Below are 25,591 nucleotides of genomic sequence, written 5' to 3' on the forward strand. Positions count from 1 at the left end.
CAACGACCACCTGAAACCGCCTCGAGATCGGTCCGCGATCTGGTGAATCTCCGCTCACAGGTTCGTGGTGCGCCAGAGTGCGTGCGCAGGGTGCCGCGTGCGGTGCTCAGCTCGCGCAGTCAACCCGCGCGGCTCCGCCTACGCCCGCTCGGCGGATTCGAGCCCGAAGAGCGCCGACAGCGCCTCCGAGGCCTCGTTCGCGCGGCCCTCGCGCCCGAGCGAGCGGATGCGCGTGGTCGGGGCGTGCAGCAGGCGGCCGGTGAGGCGACGCAGGGCAGCCTCGACGTCGGCGACGGAATCGGCGTCTGCGAGTTCGCCGTCGGTGCGGCGCGCGCGGCAGAGCTCCTCTTCGAGGATCGCGTTGACGTGACCGCGCAGCGCGAGCAGCACCGGCAGTGTGTCTCTCTCGGCCTGGGAAGCACCGAATTCGACGGCGGCGTCGTGCACGATTTCGAGGGCCTCGTGTTCGGCTCCGAGTTCGGTGACCGGGGCGTGCTTCGCGATGGTCTCGAGGTCGAGCAGTTCGATGCCGTCGATCTGTGTGACCCCGGGGTCGATGTTGCGCGGCATGCCGAGGTCGATGAGTAGTCGGGGGCCTCGCGGAGCCGCACCCGTGAGCGGGGTGACGTCGGCCGCGGTGAGTAGCGGCTCTTCCGTGCGGCTGCAGGCGATGATGACGTCGGCGGCGTCGAGGGCGTCGCGCAGCGAGGCGGGGTCGATCGCGATGAGGTCGTGGCTTGCGGCGTAGGCGGCAGCGCGGCCCGAGGGGGAGTGGACGCTGATGTGCTCGGCGCCGCGCGACCGGAGGGCCGCAACGGTCGCGCCCGCGTAGGCGCCGGTGCCGATGAGGAGCACGCGGGTGCCCTCCCACGACGGCACGCGGTGCTCGGCGAGGCGCAGCGCGAGGCGCACCAGGGAGCGGCCCTGCGAGTGGATTTCGGTGCGGTGCTTGACGGTGCGCGAAGTGCGGGTAGCGGTCTGGAAGAGACGCTCAAGGTCGTTCGTGATGGTGCCGCGTTCGACGGCGTCGCTGTGCGCTCGACGCACCTGGCCTGCGATCTCCTCTTCGCCGACCACGGCTGACTTGAGTCCTGAGGCAACGGCGAAAAGGTGCTCGGCGGCGCGGTGCTCGGTTTCGACGTCGACGGCGGTCGAGAGTGACGAGACGGGTACGCCGGCGGTTTCTGATATCTGCTCGATGACCGCGTCGGCGATATCGTGCGGCGACTGCAGGTAGACCTCGAATCGGTTGCAGGTGGAGAGCACGACGGCCCCATCGACCCCTGCATCTTTAGTCAACGCCTCAGTGATTTCCGTGGTGCGAGCGGTCAGTCGCTCGAGCAGCGGGAAAGAACACCCTCGGTGGTCGAAGGAGAGGCACAGCAGCATAGTTTCTCGATACGTTTTCTGATCGGGATTTTGTGGAGAAATCGAGCAGGGTTTCGCCCGAACCTGAGCACATCAGATGTGTCACATCAGATCTATAAGCTAGCATCTCGACCGATGAACTTCCTCCCAGCTTCGCATCCGCTGATCGACGGTCGAACGGTCGATTCGCCATTCGTCCGTGCTCTGCGCGGAGACCGCCCCCAGTTTACGCCTGTTTGGTTCATGCGGCAGGCCGGGCGTTCGCTGCCCGAGTACCGCGAGATCCGGGCAGATCACCGCATGCTCGACGCCTGCCTGAACCCCGAGCTCGCGAGTGAGATCACGCTGCAGCCGGTGCGGCGCCACGGCGTCGACGCGGCGGTGTTCTTCAGCGACATCGTGGTGCCGATGAAGCTGGTCGGCATCGATGTCGATCTCGTCGCCGGCCGCGGGCCAGTGTTCGCGAACCCCGTGCGTACGGCCGAAGACGTGGCGCGCGTGCGCGCCGAGTTCACGCCCGAGCGTCTGCATGCCGCGCTCGACCCGGTGCGCGAGGGCGTGCGACTCACGACGGAAGCGCTCGGCTCGACGCCGCTCATCGGGTTCACCGGAGCTCCGTTCACGCTCGCCGCATACCTGGTCGAGGGCGGCCCGTCGCGCGATCACCTGCGGGCGCGCACGCTGATGCACTCCGACCCTGAGACGTGGGCATCACTGCTCGAATGGGTCGCGGATCTCTGCGGCGTCTTCCTGGAAGCCCAGGTCGAAGCGGGCGCGAGTGCCGTGCAGCTCTTCGATTCGTGGGCCGGATCCCTCTCCGTCGCCGATTATCGCGCCCACGTCGCGCCCGCGTCGCGGCGCACTCTCGAGCGCGTGCGCGACCTGAGCTACACCGTCGGCGAAGGGTACTCGTCTGAGACCCGCTCGGTGCCGGTCATCCACTTCGCCGTCGGGTCGGGTCACCTGCTCGAGGCACTGGTCGACGTCGGAATCGACACGCTCGGTGTCGACTGGCGCACCCCGCTCGACGACGCGAGCCGCCGATTCGACAACGCGATCCCGCTGCAGGGCAACCTCGACCCGGCCTACCTGGGCGCGTCCCCCGAGGTGCTCGAAGCGCACCTGCACGACGTGCTGAAGCGCGGACAGCAGGCGCCCGCGCACGTGCTCAATCTCGGCCACGGCGTACCGCCTGAGACCGACCCCGAGGTGCTCACCCGCATCGTCTCGCTCGCCCATGCCTACTGATCGCCCGCGGCCGCGCTTCGCGGTCGTCGGCGGCGGGGTCTCGGGGCTGACGGCGGCGCGCGAACTTGCGCTCGCGGGCGCCCGAGTCGAGGTCATCGAGGGCGCCGCGCAGCTGGGCGGGCGCATCCGCGGTGCCGAGCTCGGGGGCGTCACCATCGACATTGGCGCGGAGTCTTTTGCGACGCGCGGTGGCACGGTTGCCGAGCTGATTCGCGAGATCGGGATGAGCGGCGAGATCGTGCGCCCGTCGGGCCTCGGCTCATGGGTGATCGACGGCCCGCGCGCCCTGCCGCTGCCCGCCGCGGGCACGCTGGGCATTCCGGCAACCCCGCTCTCGACCGCAACCGTTCGCGCCCTCGGCATCACCGGCGCTGTGCGCGCCGCGATAGAGCCCGCGCTGCCGCGCTCGGTCGGGCGCGACGCCGACTCGCTCGCCGCGCTGGTGCGCAGCCGCCTGGGCTCACGCGTGCTCGATCGTCTGGTGCGGCCAGTTTCACTGGGCGTGCACTCCGCCGACCCGGCGCGACTCGGCGTCGCCTCGGTGCCCGGCCTGGCCGCGGCATTCGCCGAGCGCGGATCGCTGATTGCGGCCGCGAAGCCGCTGCGCGACAGCCAGGCTGCGGCCGGCGGCGCGGTCGCCGGGCTGCGCGACGGCATGACGTCGCTCATCGCGGGTCTCGCTCGCGAACTCGATCGGCTCGGGGTCACGGTGCGCACGGGCGAGAAAGTGCGCCGGATCGCCCCCGCGCCCGCAGACACCGCCGCAACGGACACCGGTAGCGCCTGGCAGATCTTCGACGCCGAGGGCGCGACGATCGCGACGGTCGACGGAGTCATTCTCGCGGTGCCGGAGGGTGTGGCGCGACGGCTCCTTGCCGACGACGCGACGGGCACGCCGACCGACCGCGTCGAGGTCGTCGCTCTCGCGATCGACGACGCGCGCTTGGACGCCGCGCCGCGCGGCACCGGTGCGCTCGTGTCGCGCGACGCAGTGGGGTCGGGCGGTGCCGACGGCGGCGCGGGATCGCGACGCGCACCCAGCCAGACCGGTGCGGCGCCGATCCTCGCCAAAGCACTCACGCACGTCACCGCGAAGTGGCCGGAGCGTGCCCGCGATGCCGGCCCGGGTCGCCACCTCATCAGACTGTCGTACGGCCGCGCGGGATCGGCGCCCGAGACGGTCGGGCTCGACGACGCTGAGGTCCGCAGCATCGCCCGCTACGACGCGTCGCGCATTCTCGGCATCGACCTGCGGGCTGACGCGATCGTCGACCTCGCCCGATGCACCTGGCGCATGGGTCGCCCGCCCGGGTCTCGCGACTCGCGTCCGCTCTCGCCCCCGCCCGGGGTGACGCTCGCCGGCGACTGGGTCAGCGGCACCGGCTTGGCCGCGATCGTGCAGGGTGCCCGTACGGCGGCGGCCGAGGCGCTCGCCGCTGCGCCCGGCTCGTCGCAGTAGTTCGACACCCACCGCCTCCGCATCCGTATCATCAGCTTCACCCGCACCACCCCGAAAGGTCCACCGACATGAACGCCATCCTTCCCGCCAGCTCCGGCCGAGTCTTCCGCTCGGACGCGCCGCTCGCCGCCGCCCCCGGGCTGCTGCGCGTGGGCACGCGGGGCAGCGCGCTGGCGGTGTCTCAGACCACGACGGTCGCCGAGCAGATCGCCGAGGCGACCGGCCTCGACGTCGCGCTCGTCATCATCACCACGCACGGCGACGTGAGTCGCGCACCGCTGTCGCAGCTCGGCGGCACCGGCGTCTTCGTCAGCGCGCTGCGCGATGCACTGCTCGGCGGGGAATGCGATCTCGCGGTGCACTCGCTCAAAGATCTGCCCACGGGGGCGTGCCCCGGCATCGCCCTGGGCGCCGTTCCCGTGCGCGCCGATGCGCGCGACGCGTTCTGCGCACGAGACGGCCTCACCCTCGCGGAGTTGCCGGCTGGAGCCCGCGTCGGCACCGGATCGCCGCGCCGCGTCGCCCAGATCCGCTCGCGCCGGCCCGACCTCGAGGTCCAAGATCTGCGTGGCAACGTCGACACCCGACTCGGCCGGGTCGGCGTCGACCTGGACGCCGTCGTGCTCGCCGCCGCCGGCCTCGACCGCATCGGCCGTGCCGAGGCCATCACCGAGCGCTTCCCACTCACCGACGCGCCGGCGGCTCCGGGCCAGGGCGCCCTCGCCATCGAAGTGCGAGAGAGCGATGTGCACTCCGAGCCTTACGTCGCCGCGCTCGCCGCACTCGACCACGCCGAGTCGCGCGCCACGGCCATCGCCGAGCGCGCGCTACTCGCCACGCTGGAAGCCGGCTGCGCGGCGCCGATCGGTGCGTGCGCTGAGCTCGTGGGCGAGACCCTGCGATTGCGCGCCGTCGTCTACCGTGTCGATGGCACCGAGCAGCTCGCGGCGGAGGCAGAACTGCCGTGGAGCGCTGCCGACCCCAACGCCGCGACGGGGCTGGGGCGGCTGGTCGCGGGCGAGCTGCTCGCCGGCGGTGCCGCTCGGCTCGCCCCGCTCGGGAGCCCGGCGTGACGGAGCGCGAAGCGCCTGAGCGCGGTGTGACCGCGACCGGCATCACCGACCCCAGCGCGACCTCGTCGGCCGCCGACGCCGCGTACCGCGGGTCGCTCGCGGGCGCGCGGGTGCTCGTGACTCGCGGCGGTGCCGCGGCAGAGCGCGACGCTGAAGTGATCGCGGAGTTCGGCGGTGTGGCGATTGCAGTGCCCCTGACCGAGATCGTGCCGCCGACCGACCCCGAGGCGCTCGCCGAGGCGGCGGCAGCCTGGAACCGCGGCGACTACGACTGGCTGATCGTGACGAGCGCGAACGCCGCCGACGCGTTCGCGGCGGCCGGTGCGACGGTGTCAGGCAGCGCCGGTCTCATCGCGGCGGTCGGCCCCGCGACGGCGGAGGCGCTCGCGGCGCACGGCCTCGATCCCGCGCTCGTCCCGGCGACCGATTACTCCGGAGCCGGTGTCGCGGCCGCCGTCATCGATCGCATCGCCGCCGAGACGCACACCAGCTCCGCAGCACCTCACGGTGCACGCGTATTGCTGCCGGTCTCGGAGATCGCCGATCGCACCGTTGAGTCTGCGCTCGAAACGGCCGGGCACTCGGTGACGCGAGTGACGGCCTACCGCAGTGTTGCCGCTGCCGCCGGCGAGGTGATCCCGCAGCTCATCGCCGACGGAAAGGTCGACGTCGTGCTCGTGCTCAGCGGCGCCGCGGCGCGCGAGCTGGCGCGGCGGGTGCCCGAACTCGCGGACCCTGTCGACACCACCGCGACGGCGCCCCGGCCGCTCATTGCCGCAATCGGCGGACCGACCGCACGCGCTCTCGCCGAGCTCGGACTCGCCGCAGACGTTGTCGCCGACCCCCACACCGTTGCGAATCTGCTCGCCCGCGTTGCTCACGCCCGCGAATTCCCCCTGCCCCACCTCGGAGGTGCCCCCGCATGATCCCCACCGTTCGCCCGCGCCGATTGCGCACCAGCGCCGCGATGCGCCGGCTGACCGCAGAAACCCGCATTCACCCCGCCGAGCTGGTGCTGCCGCTCTTCGTGCGCGAGGGCATCTCGGAACCGCAGGCCATCACCTCGATGCCCGGCGTGTACCAGCACACCGTCGACTCGCTGCGACGCGCCGCGACCGAGGCCGCGGAACTCGGCATCGGCGGCGTGATGCTGTTCGGCGTACCCGAGGTACGTGACGCGGTCGGCAGCGCCGCAGACGACCCGCAGGGCATCCTCAACGTCGCCACGCGTGCGCTGGCCGACGAAGTCGGCGACGCGCTGGTCGTGCAGACCGACCTGTGCCTCGACGAGTTCACCGATCACGGCCACTGCGGCGTACTCCGCGTGAACGCCGATCGCAGCGACGACCTCGTGGTCGACAACGACGCGACGCTTGAACGGTACCGGGCCATGGCGTTGGCGCAGGCCTCCGCGGGCTCCGCACTGCTGGGGCTCTCGGGCATGATGGACGGCCAGGTCGCCTCCGTGCGCGACGCCCTCGACGCGGAGGGGTTCCAAGACACCGCGATCCTCGCCTACTCCGCGAAGTATGCGTCAGCGTTCTACGGGCCGTTCCGCGAGGCCGTCGACTCGCAGCTCGTCGGCGATCGCCGCACCTACCAGCAAGATCCGGCGAACCGCCGCGAGGGGCTGCGCGAGGCCGAACTCGATCTCGCCGAGGGTGCCGACATCGTGATGGTGAAGCCGGCCATGAGCTACCTCGACGTGCTCGCCGACGTCGCCGCAGTGAGCCCCGTGCCCGTGTGGGCCTACCAGGTGTCGGGGGAGGCTGCGATGATCGAAGCGGCCGCCGGCAACGGGTGGATCGACCGCGAGCGTGCCATCGAAGAGTCGGTGGTCAGCATTAAGCGTGCGGGCGCCGACGCCGTACTCACCTACTTCGCCACCGAGATCGCAGGATGGAACCGATGACCGCACCGCTGATTCCCCACCCCGAGGCCGCCGGTAGCGCGGCCCTCTCCGAGCGCGCCTCACGCGTGATTCCCGGTGGCGTGAATTCGCCGGTTCGGGCTTACGGCTCGGTCGGGGGCACCCCCCGGTTCCTCGTCTCGGGTCGCGGCCCGTTCGTCACTGACGTCGACGGCAACGAGTACGTCGACCTCGTCGCCTCGTGGGGGCCCGCGCTGCTCGGTCACGCGCACCCTGCGGTCGTGCAGGCCGTGCAAGAGGCGGCGGCGCGCGGCCTCGGCTTCGGCGCCTCCGTGCCGCAGGAGGCCGAGCTTGCCGAAGAGATCATCGCGCGCGTGCCGCTCATCGAGCGCCTGCGTCTCGTCTCGACCGGCACCGAGGCGACGATGACGGCGATTCGCATCGCCCGCGGCGCCACCCAGCGCCCGCTGATCATCAAGTTCGCGGGGCACTACCACGGGCACTCCGATGGGTTGCTCGCGGAGGCCGGCTCCGGGCTCGCCACGCTCGCGATGCCCGGATCGGCCGGCGTGACCGCCGAGACTGCCGGGCAGACGCTCGTGCTGCCCTACAACGACGTCGCCGCGCTCGAGGCAGCGTTCGCCGAGCACGGCGACCGCATCGCTGCGGTGATCGCCGAGGCCGCCGCCGCGAATATGGGCGTGCTGCCCCCGCTGCCCGGCTTCACCGAGGCGCTCATCGAGATCGCGCATCGCCACGGCGCGCTGGTCATTCTTGACGAGGTGCTCACCGGGTTCCGTGCGGGCCCGTCAGGGTTCTGGGGCATTGAGCAGTCGCGCGTCTCAGCGGGCGTCGCACCCGACCTGCTGACGTTCGGCAAGGTCGTCGGCGGCGGGCTGCCGCTCGCGGCACTGGGAGGCCGCGCCGAGCTCATGGACCTGCTCGCGCCCCTCGGCCCCGTGTACCAGGCAGGCACGCTGTCGGGCAATCCGCTCGCCGTTGCGGCCGGGCTCACCACCCTGCGTCACGCCGATGCCGCCGCCTACGAGCGTCTCGGCCACGCGGCCGACGTGCTTACGGGTGCGGTCTCGGCCGCGCTGACCGAAGCCGGTGTCGCGCACCGCGTGCAGCGCGCCGGTACCCTCTTCAGCGTGCTGTTCGGCGACTTCCCCGAAGCGCCGCGCGGGTACGCGGAGGTGCAGCAGCAGAATGTCGCAGCGCACCGCGCCTTCTTCCACGCGATGCTCGATCGCGGAGTCAACCTGCCGCCGAGCGCGTTTGAAGCGTGGTTCGTGACGGCCGCGCACGACGACGCGGCGCTCGCCCGCATCGTGGAGGCGCTGCCCGACGCGGCTCGCGCCGCCGCCGCTGTTACGGCAGGTTGAGTGCCCGACTGTCGGGCACGCGCCGGGCAGGAGTAAGCTTCCGGGGTGCATGAAACGATCGATATCCGTCGCGTGCGCCCCGAGGAGTACCCCGCCGTGGGTGCGCTCGTGCGGGCGGCGTATGAGGGGGATTACACGCTGAGCCCGGAGTACCTTGCCGAGATCGAAGACGTCGCCGCGCGCGATGTCGACTCCGAGGTGCTCGTCGCCGCTGACCGCGCAACCGGAGACGTGCTCGGCACGATCACCATTCCGCTCGCCGGTCGTGCACTCATGGACGACACCGTCGACGGAGAATTCGACGTCCGCCTGCTTGGCGTCGCGCACGCGGCTCGGGGTCGCGGCGTCGGCGAAGCGATCATGCAGCATTCGGCTGGCATCGCGCGGTCGCGCGGTCTCGGTCGAATTGTGCTGCACACCGGTGAGCAGATGCGCGCGGCGCAGCGCCTCTACGAGCGCCTCGGGTACACGCGCATCCCTGACCGCGAGTTCGACATTCTGACCCCCACGGGGTCGCGCCGCATCTTCGCGTACGGCCTCGACCTGGAGCCCGCGCCCGCGATGCCGTGAGTGTGAGGGTTACCGACGAGTCTGCGCCGAGATAACCCTCACACTCGTCGGTAACCCTCACATTCACGCTGATGCGCGCGGCGGGCAGGTGCGCTGATGCGCGTGCGGCTGCGGGGCCCCAGCCGCTACCGCACCCCGAACGCACGAGTGGCGGGCAACCCGAAGGTCGCCCGCCGCTCTGCTGTGCAGCAGTGCCGGTTACGCGGCGCGCGCCACGAGAGCTTCGACGGCGCTCTCGAAGAAGCGCAGGCCGTCGATGCCCGACCGCATGGCCTCGGTCGTATCGGGGCCGAACCCGGCCTCGACCGCGTGCTCGGGGTGCGGCATGAGGCCGACCACGTTGCCGCGCTCATTGGTGAGGCCGGCGATGTCGTTGAGCGAACCGTTCGGGTTGACCTCCGCGTAGCGGAACGCCACGAGACCTTCGCCCTCGAGGTACTTGAGGGTCTCGTCGTTCGCGATGTAGCCGCCGTCGCCGTTCTTCAACGGGATGACGATCTCTTCGCCGGGGGCGAAGCGGTGCGTCCACGCGGTGTCGGCGTTCTCGACGATCAGCTTCTGATCGCGGCGAATGAACTGCTGGTGCGCGTTGCGAATGAGCCCGCCGGGCAGCAGGTGCGACTCGACGAGCACCTGGAAGCCGTTGCAGATGCCGAGCACGGGCAGCCCCTGGTTCGCTGCGGCCACGACCTCGGTCATGATCGGCGAGACCGCGGCGATCGCGCCGGGGCGCAGGTAGTCGCCGTAGCTGAAGCCGCCGGGCAGCACGATCGCGTCGACTCCCTGGAGGTCGTGATCCGCGTGCCACAGCGCCACGGGCTCGGCCCCGGCGATGCGGATCGCGCGCTGCGCGTCGCGGTCGTCGAGCGACCCGGGGAAGGTGACGACCCCGATCTTCGGCATCAGCGAGCCTCGCCGACGACCACGTCGACGGGTGCGCCGTCGACGCTGATCGCGACGACGTCTTCGATCACATCGTTCGACAGGATGTCGGCAGCGACCTGACGCACCTCGTCGAGCACCTCAGCGGTGGCCTCGGCGACCTGGAACTCGAAGCGCTTGCCGATGCGCACGTTCTCGAACTTCTCGTGGCCGAGACGAGCGAGCGCCCCCGTGGTGGCCTTACCCTGCGGGTCGAGCAGCTCGGCCTTGGGCATGACATCAACGACAATCGTGGGCACCCGGTCTCCAATTTCTCGTGGTGAAGCTCTGAATATTCTCGCACGGATCGCGCAGGGGCCCGGCACGCTGTCCGGGCGCCCGGCGTCAGACCGCGACGGGGGCGTAGGGCGGCTCGCCGCCGGTGAGGCGCACGTACAGCTCGCGGTACCGCTCGTAGGTCTGTGTGACGATCTCCTCGGGCAGCACCGGGGGCTCACCGGTCTTGTCCCAGTTCGCAGACAGCCAGTTGCGCACGATCTGCTTGTCGAAGGAGGCGAGGCGATCCTGCGCGGCCAGTGACTCGTCGTGGTACACCGCGGCGTCCCAGTACCGCGAGGAGTCGCTCGTGAGTACTTCGTCGGCGAGCACGAGCTCGCCCGTCTCGCGGTCGCGACCGAACTCGAACTTGGTGTCGGCGAGCACCACGCCGCGGGCGGCGGCGAGTTCGCGCGCGGCGGTGAAGATCTGCAGCGAGGCGTCACGCAGTGCCGTGGCGATCTCGAGGCCGACGAGCTCGACGCTGCGCTCGAACGTGATGTTCTCGTCGTGCTCGCCGAGCGGGGCCTTGTAGGCCGGCGTGTAGATCGGCTCGTCGAGCAGGTCGCCGTCGCTGAGCCCGGCGGGCAGCTCAATGCCGCACACGGCTCCCGTGCGCTGGTACTCGGCGAACCCCGAGCCGGTGAGCGCCCCGCGCACCACGCACTCGATCGGATACATCTCGAGCTTGCGCGTCAGCATCGCCCGGTCGCGCACCTCCGCAGGAACCTCGGGGGCGGTGCGCGCGTCGGCGACGAGATGGTTGGGCAGCTCGATGCGCTCGAACCACCAGTTCGACAGCGCGGTCAGCAGCGCCCCCTTGCCCGGGATCGGCGGCTCGAGCACGTGGTCGAACGCGCTCACCCGATTGCTCGCGACGACGAGCAGCGTCGCGTCCGAGCCATCGGCGGGGGTGTACAGGTCGCGAACCTTGCCCGAGTAGATGTGGGTCCAACCGTCGAGCTGCGTGGGTGCGGGGAGATGGGTCACCCGATCATTCTCGCATTTTGTGCGGGATCGCCGCGCTGCTCACGCCTCGCGCGCCCGCAGGCGGATCGCCGCCGCGGCGACCAGGCTGAGCTCGACCCGCTCGCCGCCCGAAGCGGCCCCATCGGTACCGCCCCACAGGAGTACCTCGACGGCGCCCGCGGCCGGTGCCACCGACACGACGCGCAGGGGAGCGCCGACGACGATCCTTCGGCTCTCGAGGTGCCGCAGCAGCTCGGGCGAGCGATCCGACACCCGTGCGACCGACGCGAGGGCACCGGCCTCCGCATCCACGAGCGACACCGTGTCGTCGGCGGGCACGCTGCCGTCGGGTGCGGGGATGGGGTCGCCGTGCGGATCCGCCACCGGATGCCCGAGCACCGCGTCCATGCGCGCCAGCACGAGATCGGAGACCGCGTGCTCCAGGCTGTCGGCCTCGTCGTGCACTTCGTCCCACCCCAGCCCGAGCTGCTGCACGAGGTAGGTCTCGACGAGGCGATGCCGACGCACGATTGCGACGGCGACCTCTCGCCCCGCTTCCGTGAGCTCGATACGACCGTAGGGCTCGTAGGCGAGGAATCCATCGCGAGCGAGCTTCTTGAGGTTCGCCGAGACGGTCGAGGGGGTCACTCCGAGCTGTTCGGCGAGATCGGTGGTCGACGGCTCGCCGCCGGGCCACTCGTACGCCTTCCAGACGAGCGTGAGGTAATCCTCGACCATGCGGGTGACGACGGGGCGGGGCACGCGCCCCATTCTAGGAGTTCGCTCCGACCGGCTCGCGGGAGACCGGGTCGTCGTCCGAGTCGTGCTTCACGGAATTCGATGGCTGCGTTCTGCGGAACGGGGCCGCGAGCGTGGGCAGGATCGCACGGCGGTGCATCACGAGGAACGCGATAGCCAGCACGGCCTGGATCGCGCTCAGCACGTAGCGTCCGGAGGTGTCGGTGATGACGAACTGCAGGGCGAAGAGCGCCGCGAGCCCGATCGCCGAGAACCAGTGGAATCGCAGCGCCAGAATGATCGCGACACCGAGCAGGGTCTGCGTCGCCGTCAGGGTGAACTCCTCGACCTGGCGCGCATCGAGGGCGAGCGCTGCGGGGCCACCGCCGGTGAAGTGGGCGATCGGCAGCGATCCGACGAGCAGGCTCCACTGGTTCACCTTCGACGCGATCAGGGTGCCGATGGCGGCCGCACCCATGCCGCGCAGCGCGAACATGACAGCGATGATGAACTCTGGGGCCTCCGAGGCGAGCGGCGCGAGCCACTGCACGAGGAAGTAGCTGTCGATGCCGAGCGCGGTGCCCGACTCGACGAGTGCTTCAGCGAAGGGCTCGGCGGAGAGCAGGATGATCGCCGCCGACACCACGAACAGCGAGACGACCGTGATGCGGCGGGGGCGCTGCGGCATGTCCGCGATGATCGCGGCGGCACCGACGAACTCTTCCTCCGCGTCATCGGAGTGCGTCTGCCCGGCGCGCCACAGGTACAGGCCGAAGATGACGATCAGTACGACGCCGAACCAGATCGGAATGCTCCCCATCAGTGGAATCGCGAAGGCGATCACGGCGAGGATCGCCAAGAACCCGATATCGAGGCGATTCTCCTTCGGCAGGGTCAGGAAGCCGGCCGCACGACCGCCCGAGCGCTTCGCGATGCGACGGGCGACGAACAGCGCCACGATGACGACGAGCGGCCAACCGAAGCCGAGCAGCAGCCGGTTGGAACCGGTCATGTTCGCAGCGGCGTAGTGGAGGTACTCGGCGTCGGATCCCGAACGGAACGCGTAGTAGAGATCGACGGCGTACTCGGGCAGCACCGCAATGAGGGCGAGGAGCGCGATGGCGAGCGCCCCCGAAATGTCTTTCTGCGCGGCCTCAGCGGCCCACGCCAGGATGAAGGCGGCGGCGACCACCGCGGCCCCGTAGATCAGTAGTTCGAGCACGGCGGGAAGATGGATCCCGCTGAGTCGAAGCACGAGGGCTGGGGTGGCAATGGTGAGGCACAGCACGAGTCTGCGAACCAGTGCGGCTGGCATGTGAGCTCCTGACGACACGCCGTGCCGGAGAGTCTCCGGCCACGGCAAACGGCCGAAGGTCTCGTTCGCCTCAACTCAATCGAGTGAGGTGCCACGCCGGGCGCATCTCCGTGATGGCCAGTATGTCGACGTGCCGCTCGGGCCGAGCCGCGAGGGCTGGGCCGCGAGGAACTACTCCCCTTCGCTCTCCACCCTCCCGGGCGGCCATCGGGTGTGTCTACGCACATCCCCGTGTGTGGCATGCCACACATTGCGACTCGCGCATCATTCCGGGGAGAAATGCCTGAAAAGCTCCGAAATTCCACGTGTTGGGAACCCGGATGTCAGGGGAGCCGGTTACGCTCGTCTCAAGAGGCCGATGCCGCGCGTCTGTGCGCTGCAACGGAAGCCCGATCGAGGCGGTCGGTGCGTGAGTTCGGAGGAGAGCTATGATCCCGCTGGGTCCGGTAGTGGCGCGTAGTCGAGTGGGCGTCGCCCGAGCTGCAGCCTGGTCGTATCTCGTGGAACCCGAGCGTCGTGCCGAGTGGTGGCCCGAGCTGCGGCTTGATGCGCGCGTCGGCGGTGAAGTCGCCGAGCGGTGGTCTGAGGGCGAGGGCGATGATGCCGTAAGCCGCGATGCGTCGGGCACGGTCGACGTTTGGGTCGAGGGGCACGCGGTGGGGTTCACCTGGCGCGAAGCCGGCGACGAGCGCGACACGGCCGTGCTGGTGACGCTGCGCACGCAGGGCCTCGATACGGGCATCACGGTGACCGAGACCGGCTTCGACGCGCTGCCGGCTCCGGCCGAGCGAGCGGCGGCCTCGCAAGAGGGCTGGCAGGTGCTGTTGCGCGACCTCACGTCGGCGCTCGAAGCGGCTCAGGCGGCTGGTGCGTTCGGCGATCGAGAGACCCTGAGCTTCGCTGCGGCCGTCGCCGGGAGCGGCGCGGGTGCCGCGCTCGAAGCGGAAGGTGACGACGATGCCGAGGAGCCCGGTGCTGAACTTGAGCCCGGTGCCGAATTGGAGCTCGCCGAACCCGAGATCGACGGCGAGATCGATGCCGCGAACGACGCCGAGTCAGTCGCCGAGATCGAGGTCGAAGCCGAACCGCAGGTGGGGGATCACCCCGAGCTCGAGACCGGCCCGATCGAGCTTGTGAGCGACGATGAGGCCGAGACGGATGCGGCGGATACTGATGCGGCGGATACCGATGCGGCGGATACCGCAGAGGTGAGTCTCGACCAGACGATTCGTATCGATCGTTCAGAGCTTGACGCGGCGCTCGCCGCAGGAGAAGCGGAAGAGGCCGCTGACCCCACCGAGACCGCTGACGCGGCTGCGAACGAGCACGACGCTGACGCGCACGACGGTGCTGACGAGCAAGACGATGACTCGACGGGTGACCCCGACTTCGACGCGCTGATTCGCGGCAACTAGCCCCGGGCGACGGCCCCGGGCGACGGGCCCAGCGTCCGCCCCGCGACCGCTCGCCCCGCGAACGCCCCTGAAATCGCCGAACGCCCCTCACCTGCGCGTGCAGATGAAGGGCGTTCGGCGATGTTCGTCGCTTTCGGCGCTGATGCGACCCGCGCCGGGCTACTCCGCGACGCGTGCGGCGATGTCGGTGCGCGACTGCCCGCCGGCGAGACCGATCTGCGCGACACCGGCGTAGGCGCGTGAGCGGGCCTCGGTGAAATCGCCCCCGCGTGCCACGACGCCGAGCACACGACCGCCGGTGGCGATCCACCCGCCGTCTTCGGTGCGCGCGGTTGCCGCGTGCACCACGTGTACACCCTCGAGTGCTTCGGCGTCGGCGATGCCGGTGATCTCACGGCCCGTCACGACGTCGCCGGGGTACCCCTCACTCGCCACGACCACGATCACGGCAGGCTCGGGCGAGAACACGGGCTCGGGCTGCGCCGCGAGTTCGCCGTTCGCCGCCGCGAGCAGATACTGGCTGAGCGGTGATTCGAGCCGCGCGAGCACGACCTGCGTCTCGGGGTCGCCGAATCGCGCATTGAACTCGATGACCCGCACGCCCTTCGAGGTGACGATCAATCCGCAGTAGAGCAGGCCGATGAACGGCGTGCCCTCGGACTCGAGCTGGCGCACGGTCGGCAGCGCGACGGTGCGGGTGATCTCGTCGACAAAGTCATCGGCGACCCAGGGGAGCGGTGAGTAGGCGCCCATGCCGCCCGTGTTCGGGCCGGCATCGCCGTCGAAGATGCGCTTGTAATCCTGCGCCGGGCTGAGCGGCAGCACATCGTGCCCGTCGGCGAAGAAGAAGAGCGAGACCTCCTGGCCGTCCAAGAACTCCTCGACGAGCACCTCGCCGTGCGGGGCCCAGGTGGCGACGTGAGCGATCGCTGCGTCGCGATCCTCGGTGACGAGCACCCCCTTACCGGCGGCGAGGCCGTCGGCCTTCACGACGTACGGGGCTCCGAACTCGTCGAGCACTGCGCCGGCTTCTTCCACCGACGTGACCCGCGCGGCGCGTCCGGTCGGGACCTCAGCGGCATCCATGACGCGCTTCGCGAAGGCCTTCGACCCCTCCAGCTGCGCGGCGGCCTGATCGGGGCCGAACACTGCAATTCCCGCCGCACGCAGCGGGTCGGCGACCCCGGCGACGAGCGGAGCCTCTGGCCCGATAACCACGAGGTCGAAGCCGCGCTGCTGCACGAACTCGGCAACCGCAGCCGGGTCGGAGTAGGCGAGCTCGGGCGTCTCGACGCCGCTGGCGGCGATGCCCGCATTGCCCGGTGCGCAGACGATCTCATGTGCACCGCTCTCGGCGAGCAGGGCGAGGACGATGGCGTGTTCGCGGGCGCCGGGGCCCAAGACGAGGATCTTCACGCGGTCCAGACTACCGAAGCACGGATAGGCTGCAGACGTGGCGAAACGGAAGATCTCGATCGAAGACGGGCGTGCAGCTCTTGCGGCGGTGCGCGCGGGCAGCACGGCGCGCAGTGACCTCGCGACGACGGTGCGATATCTCCTCGAAGAACTTGCCGAGCGGGCACCCGGCAACTCGGTAGAGGTGCGCGTGCCCCCCTACGGCGCAACGCAGTGCGTCGCCGGCCCGAGGCACACGCGCGGTACGCCGCCAAACGTTATCGAAACCGATGCGCAGACCTGGATCGGCCTCGCCTGCGGTGACCTTGACTGGGAGACCGCGATCGCCGAGGCGCTCGTCATCGCATCGGGATCGCGCGCCGCGCTGCACGGGCTGCTGCCGCTCGTGCGCTCGCACCCAGCCGGGGCTGAGACAATGGAGGCATGAGTCAGTCCGATCCGTCGTCGGGGCCTGCCGCACAGCAGCCCGTCGAACCCGCCGCCCCTGCGGCGACACCCGCTTCACCCGCAGACGTCGAGGCCGCTGCTATGGCCGCACCTGCCGACCCCACCGCGCACGAGCCGGTCGTGCACGAGGTGCAGCAAGAGGTCACGCTGCAGCGCTCGGTGCGCGTGACGCGCCTGCTGATCGCGGGTCTCGTGATCGGAGCGGTCGTCGCGATGATCGCATGCTTCTTCTTCCCGATCGTCGAGGGCGCGGAGTACACCCTGGCTCAGGTGGTCGGCTTCATGGCCCTCATCGGCGCCGCGCTCGGAGCGGGGGTCGGTGGCATCGTTGCGCTGGTGTTGGGGCTGATCGTGAGGCGCCAGCAGGGCACCGGTGTCGCCATCCAGCACGACGTGCGATAATCCAGACACCTACGAATCGAAAGAAGCAGTCATGCTCGGAAACCTCAGCGGCTGGCACCTCATCGCCATCCTCTTCGTCATTCTTCTCATGTTCGGTGCGCCGAAGCTTCCCGCGCTCGCCAAGAGCCTGGGCCAGTCGATGAAGATTCTCCGCAAGGAGGTCAGCGGCGATTCAGATGCGACGACGCCCGCTGCGACGACGCCCGCTGCAAACACTGAGGTGCAGCAGCCTGCGCCGCAGAAGCCCGACGCGTCCTGATTCTTTCGCGGTAACGAACGGAGACACCACCCAATGCTCGGAAATCTCTCGGGACCGACGTTGATCGTCATCCTGTTCATCGTGCTGCTGTTGTTCGGTGCGCCGAAGCTGCCGGCTCTGGCGAAGAGCCTGGGTCAGTCGATGAAGATTCTGCGCAAGGAAGTGAGCTCCAGCGGCGATTCCGATGCGGCAGCGTCTCAGGCAGCGTCGAACCTCGCGCAGTCGCAGGCGGCCGAACCGCAGTCGCCTGCGGTGCCGGCGAGTCCGGTCGCACCCGAGCAGCCCGCGACGCCTCCTGCTGCCCCGGCGGTCCCCGCGTCGCCGGCCGAGCCGGCAGCGCCCGCTCCAGCGTCACCCGCGGTGCCGCAGAGTCCCGTGCACCCCGACGAACCCGCCACACCGCAGGCGCCGCCCGCGGTGCCGCAGAGCCCGGTCGATCCCCAGGATCCCAGCACCAGCGAGAAGCCCGGCGCGTAGGCAGTCGCTCACGCAGCAGAAGCCCCCGACGTGCTCGGGGGCTTCCGCGTGCCGTCGAGGCGCGGCGGTCGGCCCGGCGACCGACTCAGACGAGCTCGGTGAACGCTGAGGCCTGCGCGGTTTGGCTCGCGGTGGCCCGAGCATTGAGATCGTCGCACCAGGCCGGGTACACGCGAAACCCTCGCTTGCCCGGTCGTCGTTCCGATGAGGTGACGCCGAGCCCGTGCAGATGCTCGGCGGTGAAGCGAAAGACCCCACGGCGCTCGCCCTCTGTGACGAAAATCAGCGCTCCTTGGGCGTCGTCGTCGTGCGGCAGCGGCACGGTGTCGCCGGCAGCGTCGCGGCGCCAGAGCGCCACGAACGCGCCCGGCTTCGTCGGGGTGATGCGCGCGGTGCGAATGTGCCAGCGCTCCCCATCGATCACGGCGAGCCCGGCTTCGTACTCGCTGTTCTGCTCTTCGGGCACGACAGATGCCACTCGCGCGGTCGGTGCGAGTGCGTGCGTGACGTAGTGGTCGAATGCGGTGTGCGGCATGATGCGCGCGGGGAGGGCGGCGAACCGCCGATCCTCAGCTCTCCTGTGTCGCTTCGACCCAGGAGAGGTACTCGTCGTCGACGTTGCCGGCGATGTACTCGCCCGTGAAGCAGCTCTGCTCGAGCGACGTGACGCGATCCTGCCCCGCGAGAATGGCGCGATTCATGCCGTCGACGCTCATGTAGACGAGATGATCGGCCCCGAGCTCTTCCGCGATCTCTGCCGGCGTGCGCCCGTGCGCGATGAGTTCCTTGCGCGAGGGCATGTTGATGCCGTAGACGTGCGGGAAGAGCACCGGGGGCGCAGCCGAGGCGAAGATCACCGATTTCGCGCCGGCGGCACGGGCCATTTCGACGATCTCGCGCGAGGTCGTGCCGCGCACGATCGAGTCGTCGACGAGCAGCACGTTCTTGCCCTTGAACTCCGAGCTCATCGCATTGAGCTTCTGGCGCACGCTGCGCTTGCGCACCGCCTGCCCGGGCATGATGAACGTGCGACCCACGTAGTGGTTCTTGAAGAACCCCTCGCGGTACTGCACGCCCAGTTTCTGGGCGAGCTGCATGGCGCTCGGGCGGCCGGAGTCGGGAATCGGCATCACGACGTCGATCTCGACGTCGGGGAGTTCGGCCCGCACCTGCTCGGCGAGCACGTCGCCGAGGCGCAGACGGGCTTCGTACACCGAGATGCCGCTCAGCACGGAGTCGGGGCGGGCCAGGTAGATGTACTCGAACGCGCAGGGCACGAGCTCGGTCTCGGCGGCGCACTGTTGCGACTGCATCGTGCCGTCGGGGGAGATGAGGATCGCTTCGCCCGGTTCGACGTCGCGCACGAACTCGTAGCCGCCCGATTCGAGTACGAGCGACTCGGAGGCGACGACCCACTCGTCGCTGCCGCCGGCGCTGGTGCGACGACCGAGCACGAGCGGACGGATGCCGAACGGATCGCGAAAAGCGAGCAGGCCGTAGCCCGCGATCATCGCGATGGTGGCGTACGAGCCCTCCACGCGCTCGTGCACCCGGGCGACGGCGGCGAAGACCTGTTCGGCCGTGAGCGACAGGCTGGTGATGCCGGCCTGCAGCTCGTTCGCGAGCACGTTGAGCAGCAGCTCGGTATCCGAGTGGGTGTTGAGGTGACGGCGATCGACGTTGTAGAGATCGGCGGTGAGCTCACGCGTGTTCGTCAGGTTGCCGTTGTGCACCAGGATGATGCCGTACGGGGCGCCCACGTAGAAGGGCTGCGCCTCGTCTTCGGCGGCGGCCGACCCGCGGGTCGCGTACCGCACATGGCCGAGGCCCACGTTGCCGGTGAGGCTGCGCATGTCGCGGGTGCGGTACGCCTCGCGCACCTGGCCCTTCGCCTTCACCATATGGAAGAAGTCGCCGTCGAGCGTGGCGATGCCCGTGGAATCCTGACCACGGTGCTGGAGCAGGAGCAGGCTGTCATAGACCTGCTGGTTGACGGGTTCGGACGAGACGATACCGACGATGCCGCACATGCTGTAGTGAATACTCCCTGCGAGGTGGGTGGTGCGTCGGAGGGACGCACCGTCTAGTGTCCCACACGCGAACGGGTGGTGATCACCGCGTGGCCGAGCCCGTGCACGCGCAGGGTACGCTTGTCGGGTGAGCGAAAACGCGTCGATCTATGCCCAGTCCGGAGTCGACACCGCAGCCGGTGACCTGGCCGTCGAACTGATGAAGTCCGCTGTCTCGCGGACGCACGGCCCCGAGGTGGTCGGCGGGGTCGGCGGCTTCGCCGGGCTGTTCGACGTGTCGGCGCTCAAGGAGTACCGCCGTCCGCTGCTCGCGAGTGCGACAGACGGGGTGGGCACCAAGGTCGCGATTGCGCAGGCCATGGACATTCACCACACGATCGGGCAAGACCTGGTCGCGATGATCGTCGACGACATCGTCGTGGTCGGTGCCAAGCCGCTGGCCATGACCGATTACATCGCTTGCGGCAAGGTCGTGCCGCAGCGCATCGCCGATATCGTGCGCGGGATCGCCGAGGCGTGTGAAGCCACCGGTACCGCGCTGGTCGGCGGCGAGACCGCAGAGCACCCGGGTCTGCTCGGCGTCGACGACTACGACGTCGCGGGCGCCGCGGTGGGTGTGGTCGAGGCTGACCGCGTGCTCGGGCCGGAGCGCGTCGCCGACGGCGACGTCGTGCTCGCGCTGGGCGCTTCGGGTCTGCACTCCAACGGATTCTCGCTGGTGCGCCACATCCTCGCCGATGCCGGTGTCTCGTTCACCGACGCGAGCGCCGATCTCGGCACCAGCTACGGCGAGGCGCTGCTCGTGCCGACCGCGCTCTACACTTCGCCGCTGCTGCGCGTCATCGACGACCCTGCACTTGACGGTGCGATCCACGCGCTCTCGCACGTCACCGGCGGTGGTATCGCCGCGAATCTCGCCCGCGTGTTGCCTGTCGGCACCTGGGTCGAGGTCGACCGCAGCACATGGTCGCCGCTGCCCGTGTTCCGCCACCTCGCCGAGCTCGGCGGGCACTCGCTCGAGTCGGTCGAGGGCGCCTGGAACCTGGGTGTTGGTATGTTCGCGGTGGTCGGCGGTGCGCAGGCGCATCAGGTCGCCGCAGCGCTGACCGCGGAGGGGCTCGACACCTGGGTCACCGGCACGGTGCAGTCGACCGCGCGCGACTTCACCGGCTTCGAGCAGGGCGCCAAGGGTGTGCAGGGCGGGGCCGTTCGGCTCGTCGGCGAATTCGCGAACTGAAACTGGCGGGCGTGCAGGCGCGGGCTGCGGCTCGCGCGGGCAGATGCCCTCAGCTCGCGGTGCGCTCGATCAGTGCGGTCGCAATCGCCGCGAGCCCCTCGCCGCGACCCGTGAAGCCGAGGTGATCCGTGGTCGTCGCCGCGAGCGAGACGGGTGCACCGACGAGCTCGGACATCACCCGTTGAGCCTCATCTCGGCGCGCTGAGAACCGCGGGCGGTTGCCCACGATCTGCACCGACACGTTCACGGGGGCCCAGCCCTCGTCCGTGAGACGCTCAAGCGCCTCGCGGACGAATCCGGTGCTCGCCGCGTCGGCGGTCTCGGGGCGGTCGACGCCGACAAGCTCACCGATGTCGCCCAGACCGGCCGCCGAGAGCAAAGCATCGACCACCGCGTGGCAGACGGCGTCGCCGTCACTGTGCCCGGAGAGGGCGGGCTCGCCGGGCCAATCGATGCCGGCGAGACGCAGGGGACGTTCGGGCAACGCGTTTTCGGGCCGCGCATCATTGGACCGCGCCGGGGGAGCCGAGTACGCATGCACGTCGAAGCCGGTGCCGATGCGGATCACTGCGCCGCCTCCAACCCGGCGGCGTTCGCCGCGAGGAAGTACTCGAGCACCGGCAGGTCGTCGGGGGTCGTGAGCTTGTGGGCGCGCAGCTCGCCGGTGACGGTGCGCACGCGCCCGCCGGCGCGCTGCACCACCTCGGCGTCATCGGTCGGGGGCCTGGCGGCGAGCTCTGCGTCATCGTAGGCGGCGGCCAGCAGCTCACGGGGAAACCCCTGTGGGGTCTGCACCCCGACGAGCGGTGCACGATCGACGGTTTCGTGCACGAGCCCGTCGATATCGACTCGCTTCAATGTGTCTGCGACGCGCAGCGCGGGGACGACGCCGTCCCCGGTGCGATGCACCTCGGCGAGCACGCGCTCGAAGAGCTCCGCGCTCGCGAACGGGCGGGCGGCGTCGTGCACGAGCACGGTGTCGATCGAGGCGGGGAGCGCAGCGATCCCGAACCGCACCGACTCGTGCCGTTCGCGCCCGCCAGGTACCACGGACACCTCCCAGCGCGACCGCTCGGGCAAGACGGCATCGACAATGTCGAGCGCCTGTGCGGCGCGATCTTCGGGTACGACGAGCACGAGGTGCCCGGCATGCGGAAGCGAGGTGACGACGCCGATGCCAAACTCGATGAGCGGCCGCCCGTGCAGTTCGACGAAGGCCTTCGGAGCGTCGGCGCCGAGGCGCTCGCCGCGGCCGGCCCCGACGAGCACCACTCCGATCTCGGCGAGGGGGTGCGGTGCGGCGTCGTATGCGCCCGAGACGAAGGCTGAGCTGCTCATGGGCTCAGGCTACTCGCACCCGACGGGGGCGCATCGGAAGCGAGCACGCCGTCGAGTAGCATTCCGGCCTGCTCCTCGTCGGTTTGCTCGGCGAGCGCGAGTTCCGAGATCAGCACCTGGCGGGCCTTCGCGAGCATGCGCTTCTCGCCCGCGGACAACGCTTTGATCTCTTGGTCTCGACGCCACAGGTCGCGCACGACCTCGGAGACCTTGATGACGTCGCCTGAGGCGAGCTTCTCGAGATTGGCTTTGTAGCGCCGTGACCAGTTCGTCGGTTCCTCGGTGAATGGGGCGCGCAGCACGTCGAACACCTGCTCGAGGCCGTCGTGCCCGATCACGTCGCGCACTCCGACGAGGTCGACGTTCTCGGCGGGCACCTCGATGACGAGGTCGCCGTCGGTGACGTGCAGTTTCAGGAAGAGCTTCTCTGCTCCACCGATCTTGCGCTGCTTGACCTCGATGATCTTCGCCGCACCGTGATGGGGAAAGACGACTGTTTCTCCGACCTCAAATTGCATCGAACGACTCCTTCGCGATCTTATCCAGAATACCACGGCGTCGCGCGCTGACTTAGGATCACCTAAGCTGCAAGTGGCCTGTGCTGGCGGCTATTATGGAGGCACGTATGTGCGTGCACCTCGGTGCTGCGCGCTTCTCGGATCACCCACCGACTCGGAGGACCACCTTGAAGATTCGGATCGCATCGTCCGTCGCGATTGCGGCGGCTCTCGCGCTCGGCGCCACCGGCTGCACCCTGATCGCGCCGCAGGCCACGCTGATTCGGTATGCGCCGAGCGACGGCGTCGATGTGAACGTCGGCAGCATCGATGTGCGCAACATCATGCTGATTGCCGATGAGTCGGGCGAGAACTTCAACGTGGTCTTCGGTGCGGCGAACCGCTCAGGCGAGGAACAGGACCTGACGATCACCTTCACCGGTACCGAGTCGCAGTCGGCCAGCGCCGAGTTCACGATTCCGACGGGCAACACGCTCTTCGGCGACCCCGAAGGCGATGAGACCCCCGTGCTCGTCACGCTCGAGAACCTCCGGGTCGGGTCGACGGTCGACGCATACTTCCAGTTGCCCGGCGAACCCGAGGTGCCCTACAACATTCCCGTGCTCGACGGCACGCTGAAGGAGTACCGCGACTACGTGCTCCCCGCCGACTTCAGCAAGTCTGCCGACACCTCGAAGTCGGGCGACGCCACGACCGCCGAAGACGAAGCAGCAGACCAGTCGAAGATCGGCGACGACGTCACCGATCAGGAAGCCACCGAGGCTGCCGAGTAGCGCGACGCTACACACGCCTCGCGCTGACAAAGCCCCCGCATCTGATTCTGGATCGCGGGGGCTTCGTCGTTCAGTGCGATTGCCGGCGCCGACGCGCGCGACGCGCAGACGCTCGGACTACCCGAAGCGGTAGCCGACGCCGCGCACGGTCGAGATGAGCTTCGGCTTCGACGGCTCCTCCTCGATGCGCGCGCGGATGCGCTTGATGTGCACATCGAGGGTTTTGGTGTCGCCGTAGTAATTGCTGCCCCAGACGCGGTCGATCAGCTGGCCGCGGGTGAGTACGCGCCCAGCGTGACGCATCAGCATTTCGAGGAGCTCGAACTCGCGCAGCGGCATGGCGATCTCGTCGCCGCGGACGGCGACGGCATGGCGCTCGGAGTCCAGGCGGATCCCGAGCTCGTCGAGCACGAGCGCATCGAAATCGTCGACGCGCTCCTCTTCGGTCGACCCCGAGCGGCGCAGGGCAGCGCGCACGCGGGCGAGCAGCTCGCGCGTCGAATAGGGCTTCGTGATGTAGTCGTCGGCGCCGAGTTCGAGGCCCACGACGATGTCGATTTCGCTGTCTTTGGCGGTCAACATGATGACGGGAATCTGCGAGGTCTGGCGAATCGCACGGCAGACCTCCGTGCCCGGCAGGCTCGGCAGCATAAGGTCGAGCAGTACCAGATCGGGTTGTACGCCGGCGAACGTCGTCACCGCTTCAGCGCCGTCGTCGACCACGGTCACCCGGTAGCCCTCGCGCTCGAGCAGGAACGACAACGGCCGGGAGATCGACTCCTCGTCCTCGACAAGCAGAATGTGCTGTGCCACTAGTGGGATCCCTTCTGGTGGTCCGACGTCTGCGACGTCGGGAGTTTCGTGGGCGCGGTGATCGGCGAGCGTGACGCACGCGTCGAGCGCTCGGCGGCCTGCATCGCGCGCTTGGCCTTCTTCACGCGTTTCGCGCTCTTGCCGGGCTCGTTCTCCAGCTGCAGCGGAAAGGTCAGGGTGAAGCTCGAACCGACACCCTGCTGGGACCACACGTCAACGTCGCCGCCGTGGGCGCGCATGGTGTGGCGGGCGATGCTGAGCCCGAGCCCCGTGCCGCCCTCGACGCGGGTACGCGCGCCGTCGACGCGGTAGAAGCGCTCGAAGATGCGCGGCAGGTGTTCGGGAGCAATGCCTTCGCCCTGATCGGTGACCGTGACGACGAAGCGGTTCTTCTCGCGTTGCATGCCGACGCCGACGCGGCCGCCCTCGGGCGAGTGCCGAATGGCGTTGCTCAACAGGTTCGCGATCGCAGAGCTCAAGGAGGTCGGTCGGCCCAGAATGGTGGTCTCCCGCTCCTTGCCGGCGTCGGCGGTGACGACGAGGTCGACCTGGTGCTGTTCGGCGAAGGCGCGGTGCGTTTCGACCTCGGCGCGCACGAGGTCGCGCAGATCGACGGATTCGCGATCCTCCGGCCGTAACGTCGACTGCGCCTCAGAGAGCTGGATGATGTCGCGTGAGAGCTCACCGAGGCGACGCGACTCCTTCACCAGGCTCTTCGCGAAGTCGCGCACGAGCGGCGGCTCGTCGGAGGCCTCCTGCACGGCCTCCGAGAGCAGGCCGATCGCCGCGATCGGTGTCTTGAGTTCGTGGCTGACGTTCGCAATGAAGTCGCGGCGCATCGCGTTGACGCGCTGCTCCTCGCCCAGATCCTCCGCCAGAATCACCACGAAGCGCTGCTGCAGTCGCACGATGTGAATGCGTACGGTGTCAGTCGGATCGGTAGGATCCGGCTCATGCGTATCGGGAATGCCCGACGACATCACGCGGCGCACGCGAGCGAGAAAATCGGTGTCTTGCAGCTCTTCGTCGCTCAAGTGGCGCTCGTGCCGTGCGACCGGGTTTACGTAGACCGGGGCGAGCGCCGAGTCGAGGATCACCGCAAAGGTGTCCACTTCATCGAGAATCGACGTTGCGACCTCTGGCAGCTCGGGCCGCATCTCTTTCGAGCGGCGCACCCCTGCCGCGCGGGCCCCGACGATTGCTATCGTGGTGCCTACGCCGATGAGTATGCCGAGTGCTGTCGCTGCGAGAACGAGCAGAGTCGGGTCCATGTC

At 69.5% G+C, this 25,591-nt stretch carries 28 protein-coding genes; 14 read left to right on the plus strand and 14 right to left on the minus strand.

All coding sequences use genetic code 11. The features are described 5' to 3' along the window. Window positions 1-138: 138 nt before the first annotated feature. Window positions 139-1,389 carry a glutamyl-tRNA reductase gene (locus CH42_RS14810; RefSeq protein WP_053353981.1) on the minus strand — a complete coding sequence of 417 codons (1,251 nt, stop codon included), beginning with the start codon at window positions 1,387-1,389 and terminating at the stop codon, window positions 139-141. 114 nt (window positions 1,390-1,503) lie between these two features. Between CH42_RS14810 and hemE the strand changes: the two genes are divergently transcribed. From hemE to CH42_RS14845, 7 genes are all read left to right on the plus strand, one after another. Next, window positions 1,504-2,616 (plus strand): uroporphyrinogen decarboxylase, encoded by a 1,113-nt coding sequence (hemE, locus tag CH42_RS14815; RefSeq protein ID WP_053353982.1) that lies wholly within the window; start codon window positions 1,504-1,506, stop codon window positions 2,614-2,616. Further along, a complete protein-coding gene (locus tag CH42_RS14820) occupies window positions 2,606-4,075 on the plus strand; it encodes a protoporphyrinogen/coproporphyrinogen oxidase (RefSeq protein ID WP_053353983.1) in 1,470 nt (489 codons plus the stop codon). Before hemE ends, CH42_RS14820 begins: the two co-directional genes overlap by 11 nt. Window positions 4,076-4,143: 68 nt before the next feature. Next, window positions 4,144-5,148, plus strand: a complete 1,005-nt coding sequence (gene hemC, locus CH42_RS14825) for a hydroxymethylbilane synthase (RefSeq protein ID WP_082309476.1) — start codon at window positions 4,144-4,146, stop codon at window positions 5,146-5,148. Further along, window positions 5,145-6,074 carry a uroporphyrinogen-III synthase gene (locus CH42_RS14830; protein WP_053353984.1) on the plus strand — a complete coding sequence of 310 codons (930 nt, stop codon included), beginning with the start codon at window positions 5,145-5,147 and terminating at the stop codon, window positions 6,072-6,074. The genes hemC and CH42_RS14830 overlap by 4 nt, the downstream gene beginning before the upstream one ends. Next, window positions 6,071-7,060 carry a porphobilinogen synthase gene (gene hemB, locus CH42_RS14835; RefSeq protein WP_075205422.1) on the plus strand — a complete coding sequence of 330 codons (990 nt, stop codon included), beginning with the start codon at window positions 6,071-6,073 and terminating at the stop codon, window positions 7,058-7,060. Before CH42_RS14830 ends, hemB begins: the two co-directional genes overlap by 4 nt. Beyond that, window positions 7,057-8,403, plus strand: coding sequence for a glutamate-1-semialdehyde 2,1-aminomutase (gene hemL / locus CH42_RS14840; protein ID WP_053353985.1), 1,347 nt, complete (start codon window positions 7,057-7,059; stop codon window positions 8,401-8,403). The genes hemB and hemL overlap by 4 nt, the downstream gene beginning before the upstream one ends. A 45-nt stretch (window positions 8,404-8,448) precedes the next feature. Beyond that, window positions 8,449-8,973 carry a GNAT family N-acetyltransferase gene (locus CH42_RS14845; protein WP_053353986.1) on the plus strand — a complete coding sequence of 175 codons (525 nt, stop codon included), beginning with the start codon at window positions 8,449-8,451 and terminating at the stop codon, window positions 8,971-8,973. Between the two features lie 198 nt (window positions 8,974-9,171). On the opposite strand, the gene purQ is transcribed toward CH42_RS14845, so the two are convergent. The 5 genes from purQ to CH42_RS14870 form a co-directional block, all read right to left on the minus strand. Then, window positions 9,172-9,879 (minus strand): phosphoribosylformylglycinamidine synthase subunit PurQ, encoded by a 708-nt coding sequence (purQ, locus tag CH42_RS14850; protein ID WP_156316569.1) that lies wholly within the window; start codon window positions 9,877-9,879, stop codon window positions 9,172-9,174. Further along, complete coding sequence (purS, locus tag CH42_RS14855; protein WP_053353988.1) at window positions 9,876-10,154, minus strand: phosphoribosylformylglycinamidine synthase subunit PurS; 279 nt, start codon at window positions 10,152-10,154, stop codon at window positions 9,876-9,878. The genes purQ and purS overlap by 4 nt, the downstream gene beginning before the upstream one ends. Window positions 10,155-10,239: 85 nt before the next feature. After that, the gene (locus CH42_RS14860) at window positions 10,240-11,160 is read right to left on the minus strand and encodes a phosphoribosylaminoimidazolesuccinocarboxamide synthase (RefSeq protein ID WP_053353989.1); all 921 of its coding nucleotides are present in this window, start codon (window positions 11,158-11,160) and stop codon (window positions 10,240-10,242) included. Window positions 11,161-11,199: 39 nt separating this feature from the next. Further along, complete coding sequence (locus CH42_RS14865; protein ID WP_053353990.1) at window positions 11,200-11,910, minus strand: metal-dependent transcriptional regulator; 711 nt, start codon at window positions 11,908-11,910, stop codon at window positions 11,200-11,202. A 1-nt stretch (window position 11,911) separates the two neighbouring features. Then, complete coding sequence (locus tag CH42_RS14870) at window positions 11,912-13,192, minus strand: sodium:proton exchanger (protein ID WP_053353991.1); 1,281 nt, start codon at window positions 13,190-13,192, stop codon at window positions 11,912-11,914. 428 nt (window positions 13,193-13,620) lie between these two features. Here CH42_RS14870 and CH42_RS14875 point away from each other — a divergent pair, with 428 nt between their 5' ends. After that, the gene (locus CH42_RS14875; protein WP_082309478.1) at window positions 13,621-14,607 is read left to right on the plus strand and encodes an SRPBCC family protein; all 987 of its coding nucleotides are present in this window, start codon (window positions 13,621-13,623) and stop codon (window positions 14,605-14,607) included. Between the two features lie 159 nt (window positions 14,608-14,766). Here CH42_RS14875 and purD read toward each other — a convergent pair whose 3' ends face one another. Then, on the minus strand, window positions 14,767-16,023 hold the full coding sequence (purD, locus tag CH42_RS14880) for a phosphoribosylamine--glycine ligase (RefSeq protein WP_053353993.1): 1,257 nt from the start codon (window positions 16,021-16,023) through the stop codon (window positions 14,767-14,769). 37 nt (window positions 16,024-16,060) lie between these two features. Here purD and CH42_RS14885 point away from each other — a divergent pair, with 37 nt between their 5' ends. Genes CH42_RS14885 through CH42_RS17045 form a run of 4 tightly spaced genes read left to right on the plus strand, consistent with a single transcriptional unit; the run spans window position 16,061 to window position 17,608 of the window. Continuing rightward, complete coding sequence (locus CH42_RS14885; RefSeq protein WP_053353994.1) at window positions 16,061-16,450, plus strand: sterol carrier family protein; 390 nt, start codon at window positions 16,061-16,063, stop codon at window positions 16,448-16,450. Further along, a complete protein-coding gene (locus tag CH42_RS14890) occupies window positions 16,447-16,872 on the plus strand; it encodes a hypothetical protein (protein WP_053353995.1) in 426 nt (141 codons plus the stop codon). Before CH42_RS14885 ends, CH42_RS14890 begins: the two co-directional genes overlap by 4 nt. Window positions 16,873-16,903: 31 nt before the next feature. Further along, complete coding sequence (locus CH42_RS14895; RefSeq protein WP_053353996.1) at window positions 16,904-17,131, plus strand: twin-arginine translocase TatA/TatE family subunit; 228 nt, start codon at window positions 16,904-16,906, stop codon at window positions 17,129-17,131. A gap of 33 nt (window positions 17,132-17,164) precedes the next feature. Further along, the gene (locus tag CH42_RS17045) at window positions 17,165-17,608 is read left to right on the plus strand and encodes a Sec-independent protein translocase subunit TatA/TatB (protein WP_053353997.1); all 444 of its coding nucleotides are present in this window, start codon (window positions 17,165-17,167) and stop codon (window positions 17,606-17,608) included. 85 nt (window positions 17,609-17,693) lie between these two features. Here the strand turns inward: CH42_RS17045 and CH42_RS14905 are convergent, their stop codons facing one another. Continuing rightward, entirely contained in the window at window positions 17,694-18,143 is a 450-nt protein-coding gene (locus CH42_RS14905) for a MepB family protein (protein WP_053353998.1), read from the minus strand. Between the two features lie 34 nt (window positions 18,144-18,177). Continuing rightward, on the minus strand, window positions 18,178-19,638 hold the full coding sequence (purF, locus tag CH42_RS14910) for an amidophosphoribosyltransferase (RefSeq protein WP_053353999.1): 1,461 nt from the start codon (window positions 19,636-19,638) through the stop codon (window positions 18,178-18,180). A 127-nt stretch (window positions 19,639-19,765) separates the two neighbouring features. On the opposite strand from purF, the gene purM reads away from it, so the two are divergent. Beyond that, window positions 19,766-20,875, plus strand: a complete 1,110-nt coding sequence (purM, locus tag CH42_RS14915; protein ID WP_053354000.1) for a phosphoribosylformylglycinamidine cyclo-ligase — start codon at window positions 19,766-19,768, stop codon at window positions 20,873-20,875. Window positions 20,876-20,924: 49 nt separating this feature from the next. Here purM and ispF read toward each other — a convergent pair whose 3' ends face one another. The 3 genes from ispF to CH42_RS14930 are packed head-to-tail and all read right to left on the minus strand — an operon-like array spanning window position 20,925 to window position 22,731. Next, on the minus strand, window positions 20,925-21,443 hold the full coding sequence (ispF, locus tag CH42_RS16670) for a 2-C-methyl-D-erythritol 2,4-cyclodiphosphate synthase (RefSeq protein WP_075205423.1): 519 nt from the start codon (window positions 21,441-21,443) through the stop codon (window positions 20,925-20,927). Next, window positions 21,440-22,213, minus strand: coding sequence for a 2-C-methyl-D-erythritol 4-phosphate cytidylyltransferase (gene ispD, locus CH42_RS16675; protein WP_053354001.1), 774 nt, complete (start codon window positions 22,211-22,213; stop codon window positions 21,440-21,442). The genes ispF and ispD overlap by 4 nt, the downstream gene beginning before the upstream one ends. Further along, complete coding sequence (locus CH42_RS14930) at window positions 22,210-22,731, minus strand: CarD family transcriptional regulator (RefSeq protein WP_053354002.1); 522 nt, start codon at window positions 22,729-22,731, stop codon at window positions 22,210-22,212. Before CH42_RS14930 ends, ispD begins: the two co-directional genes overlap by 4 nt. 167 nt (window positions 22,732-22,898) lie before the next feature. On the opposite strand from CH42_RS14930, the gene CH42_RS14935 reads away from it, so the two are divergent. After that, entirely contained in the window at window positions 22,899-23,504 is a 606-nt protein-coding gene (locus CH42_RS14935) for a hypothetical protein (protein ID WP_053354091.1), read from the plus strand. Window positions 23,505-23,621: 117 nt separating this feature from the next. On the opposite strand, the gene CH42_RS14940 is transcribed toward CH42_RS14935, so the two are convergent. Then, entirely contained in the window at window positions 23,622-24,317 is a 696-nt protein-coding gene (locus CH42_RS14940; RefSeq protein ID WP_053354003.1) for a response regulator transcription factor, read from the minus strand. Then, on the minus strand, window positions 24,317-25,588 hold the full coding sequence (locus CH42_RS14945) for a sensor histidine kinase (protein WP_053354004.1): 1,272 nt from the start codon (window positions 25,586-25,588) through the stop codon (window positions 24,317-24,319). The genes CH42_RS14940 and CH42_RS14945 overlap by 1 nt, the downstream gene beginning before the upstream one ends. Window positions 25,589-25,591 lie beyond the last annotated feature (3 nt).

Origin of the sequence: Leucobacter musarum subsp. musarum, assembly GCF_001273845.1 — a bacterium.
In the GTDB taxonomy this organism is placed as follows: Bacteria; Actinomycetota; Actinomycetes; order Actinomycetales; family Microbacteriaceae; genus Leucobacter; species Leucobacter musarum.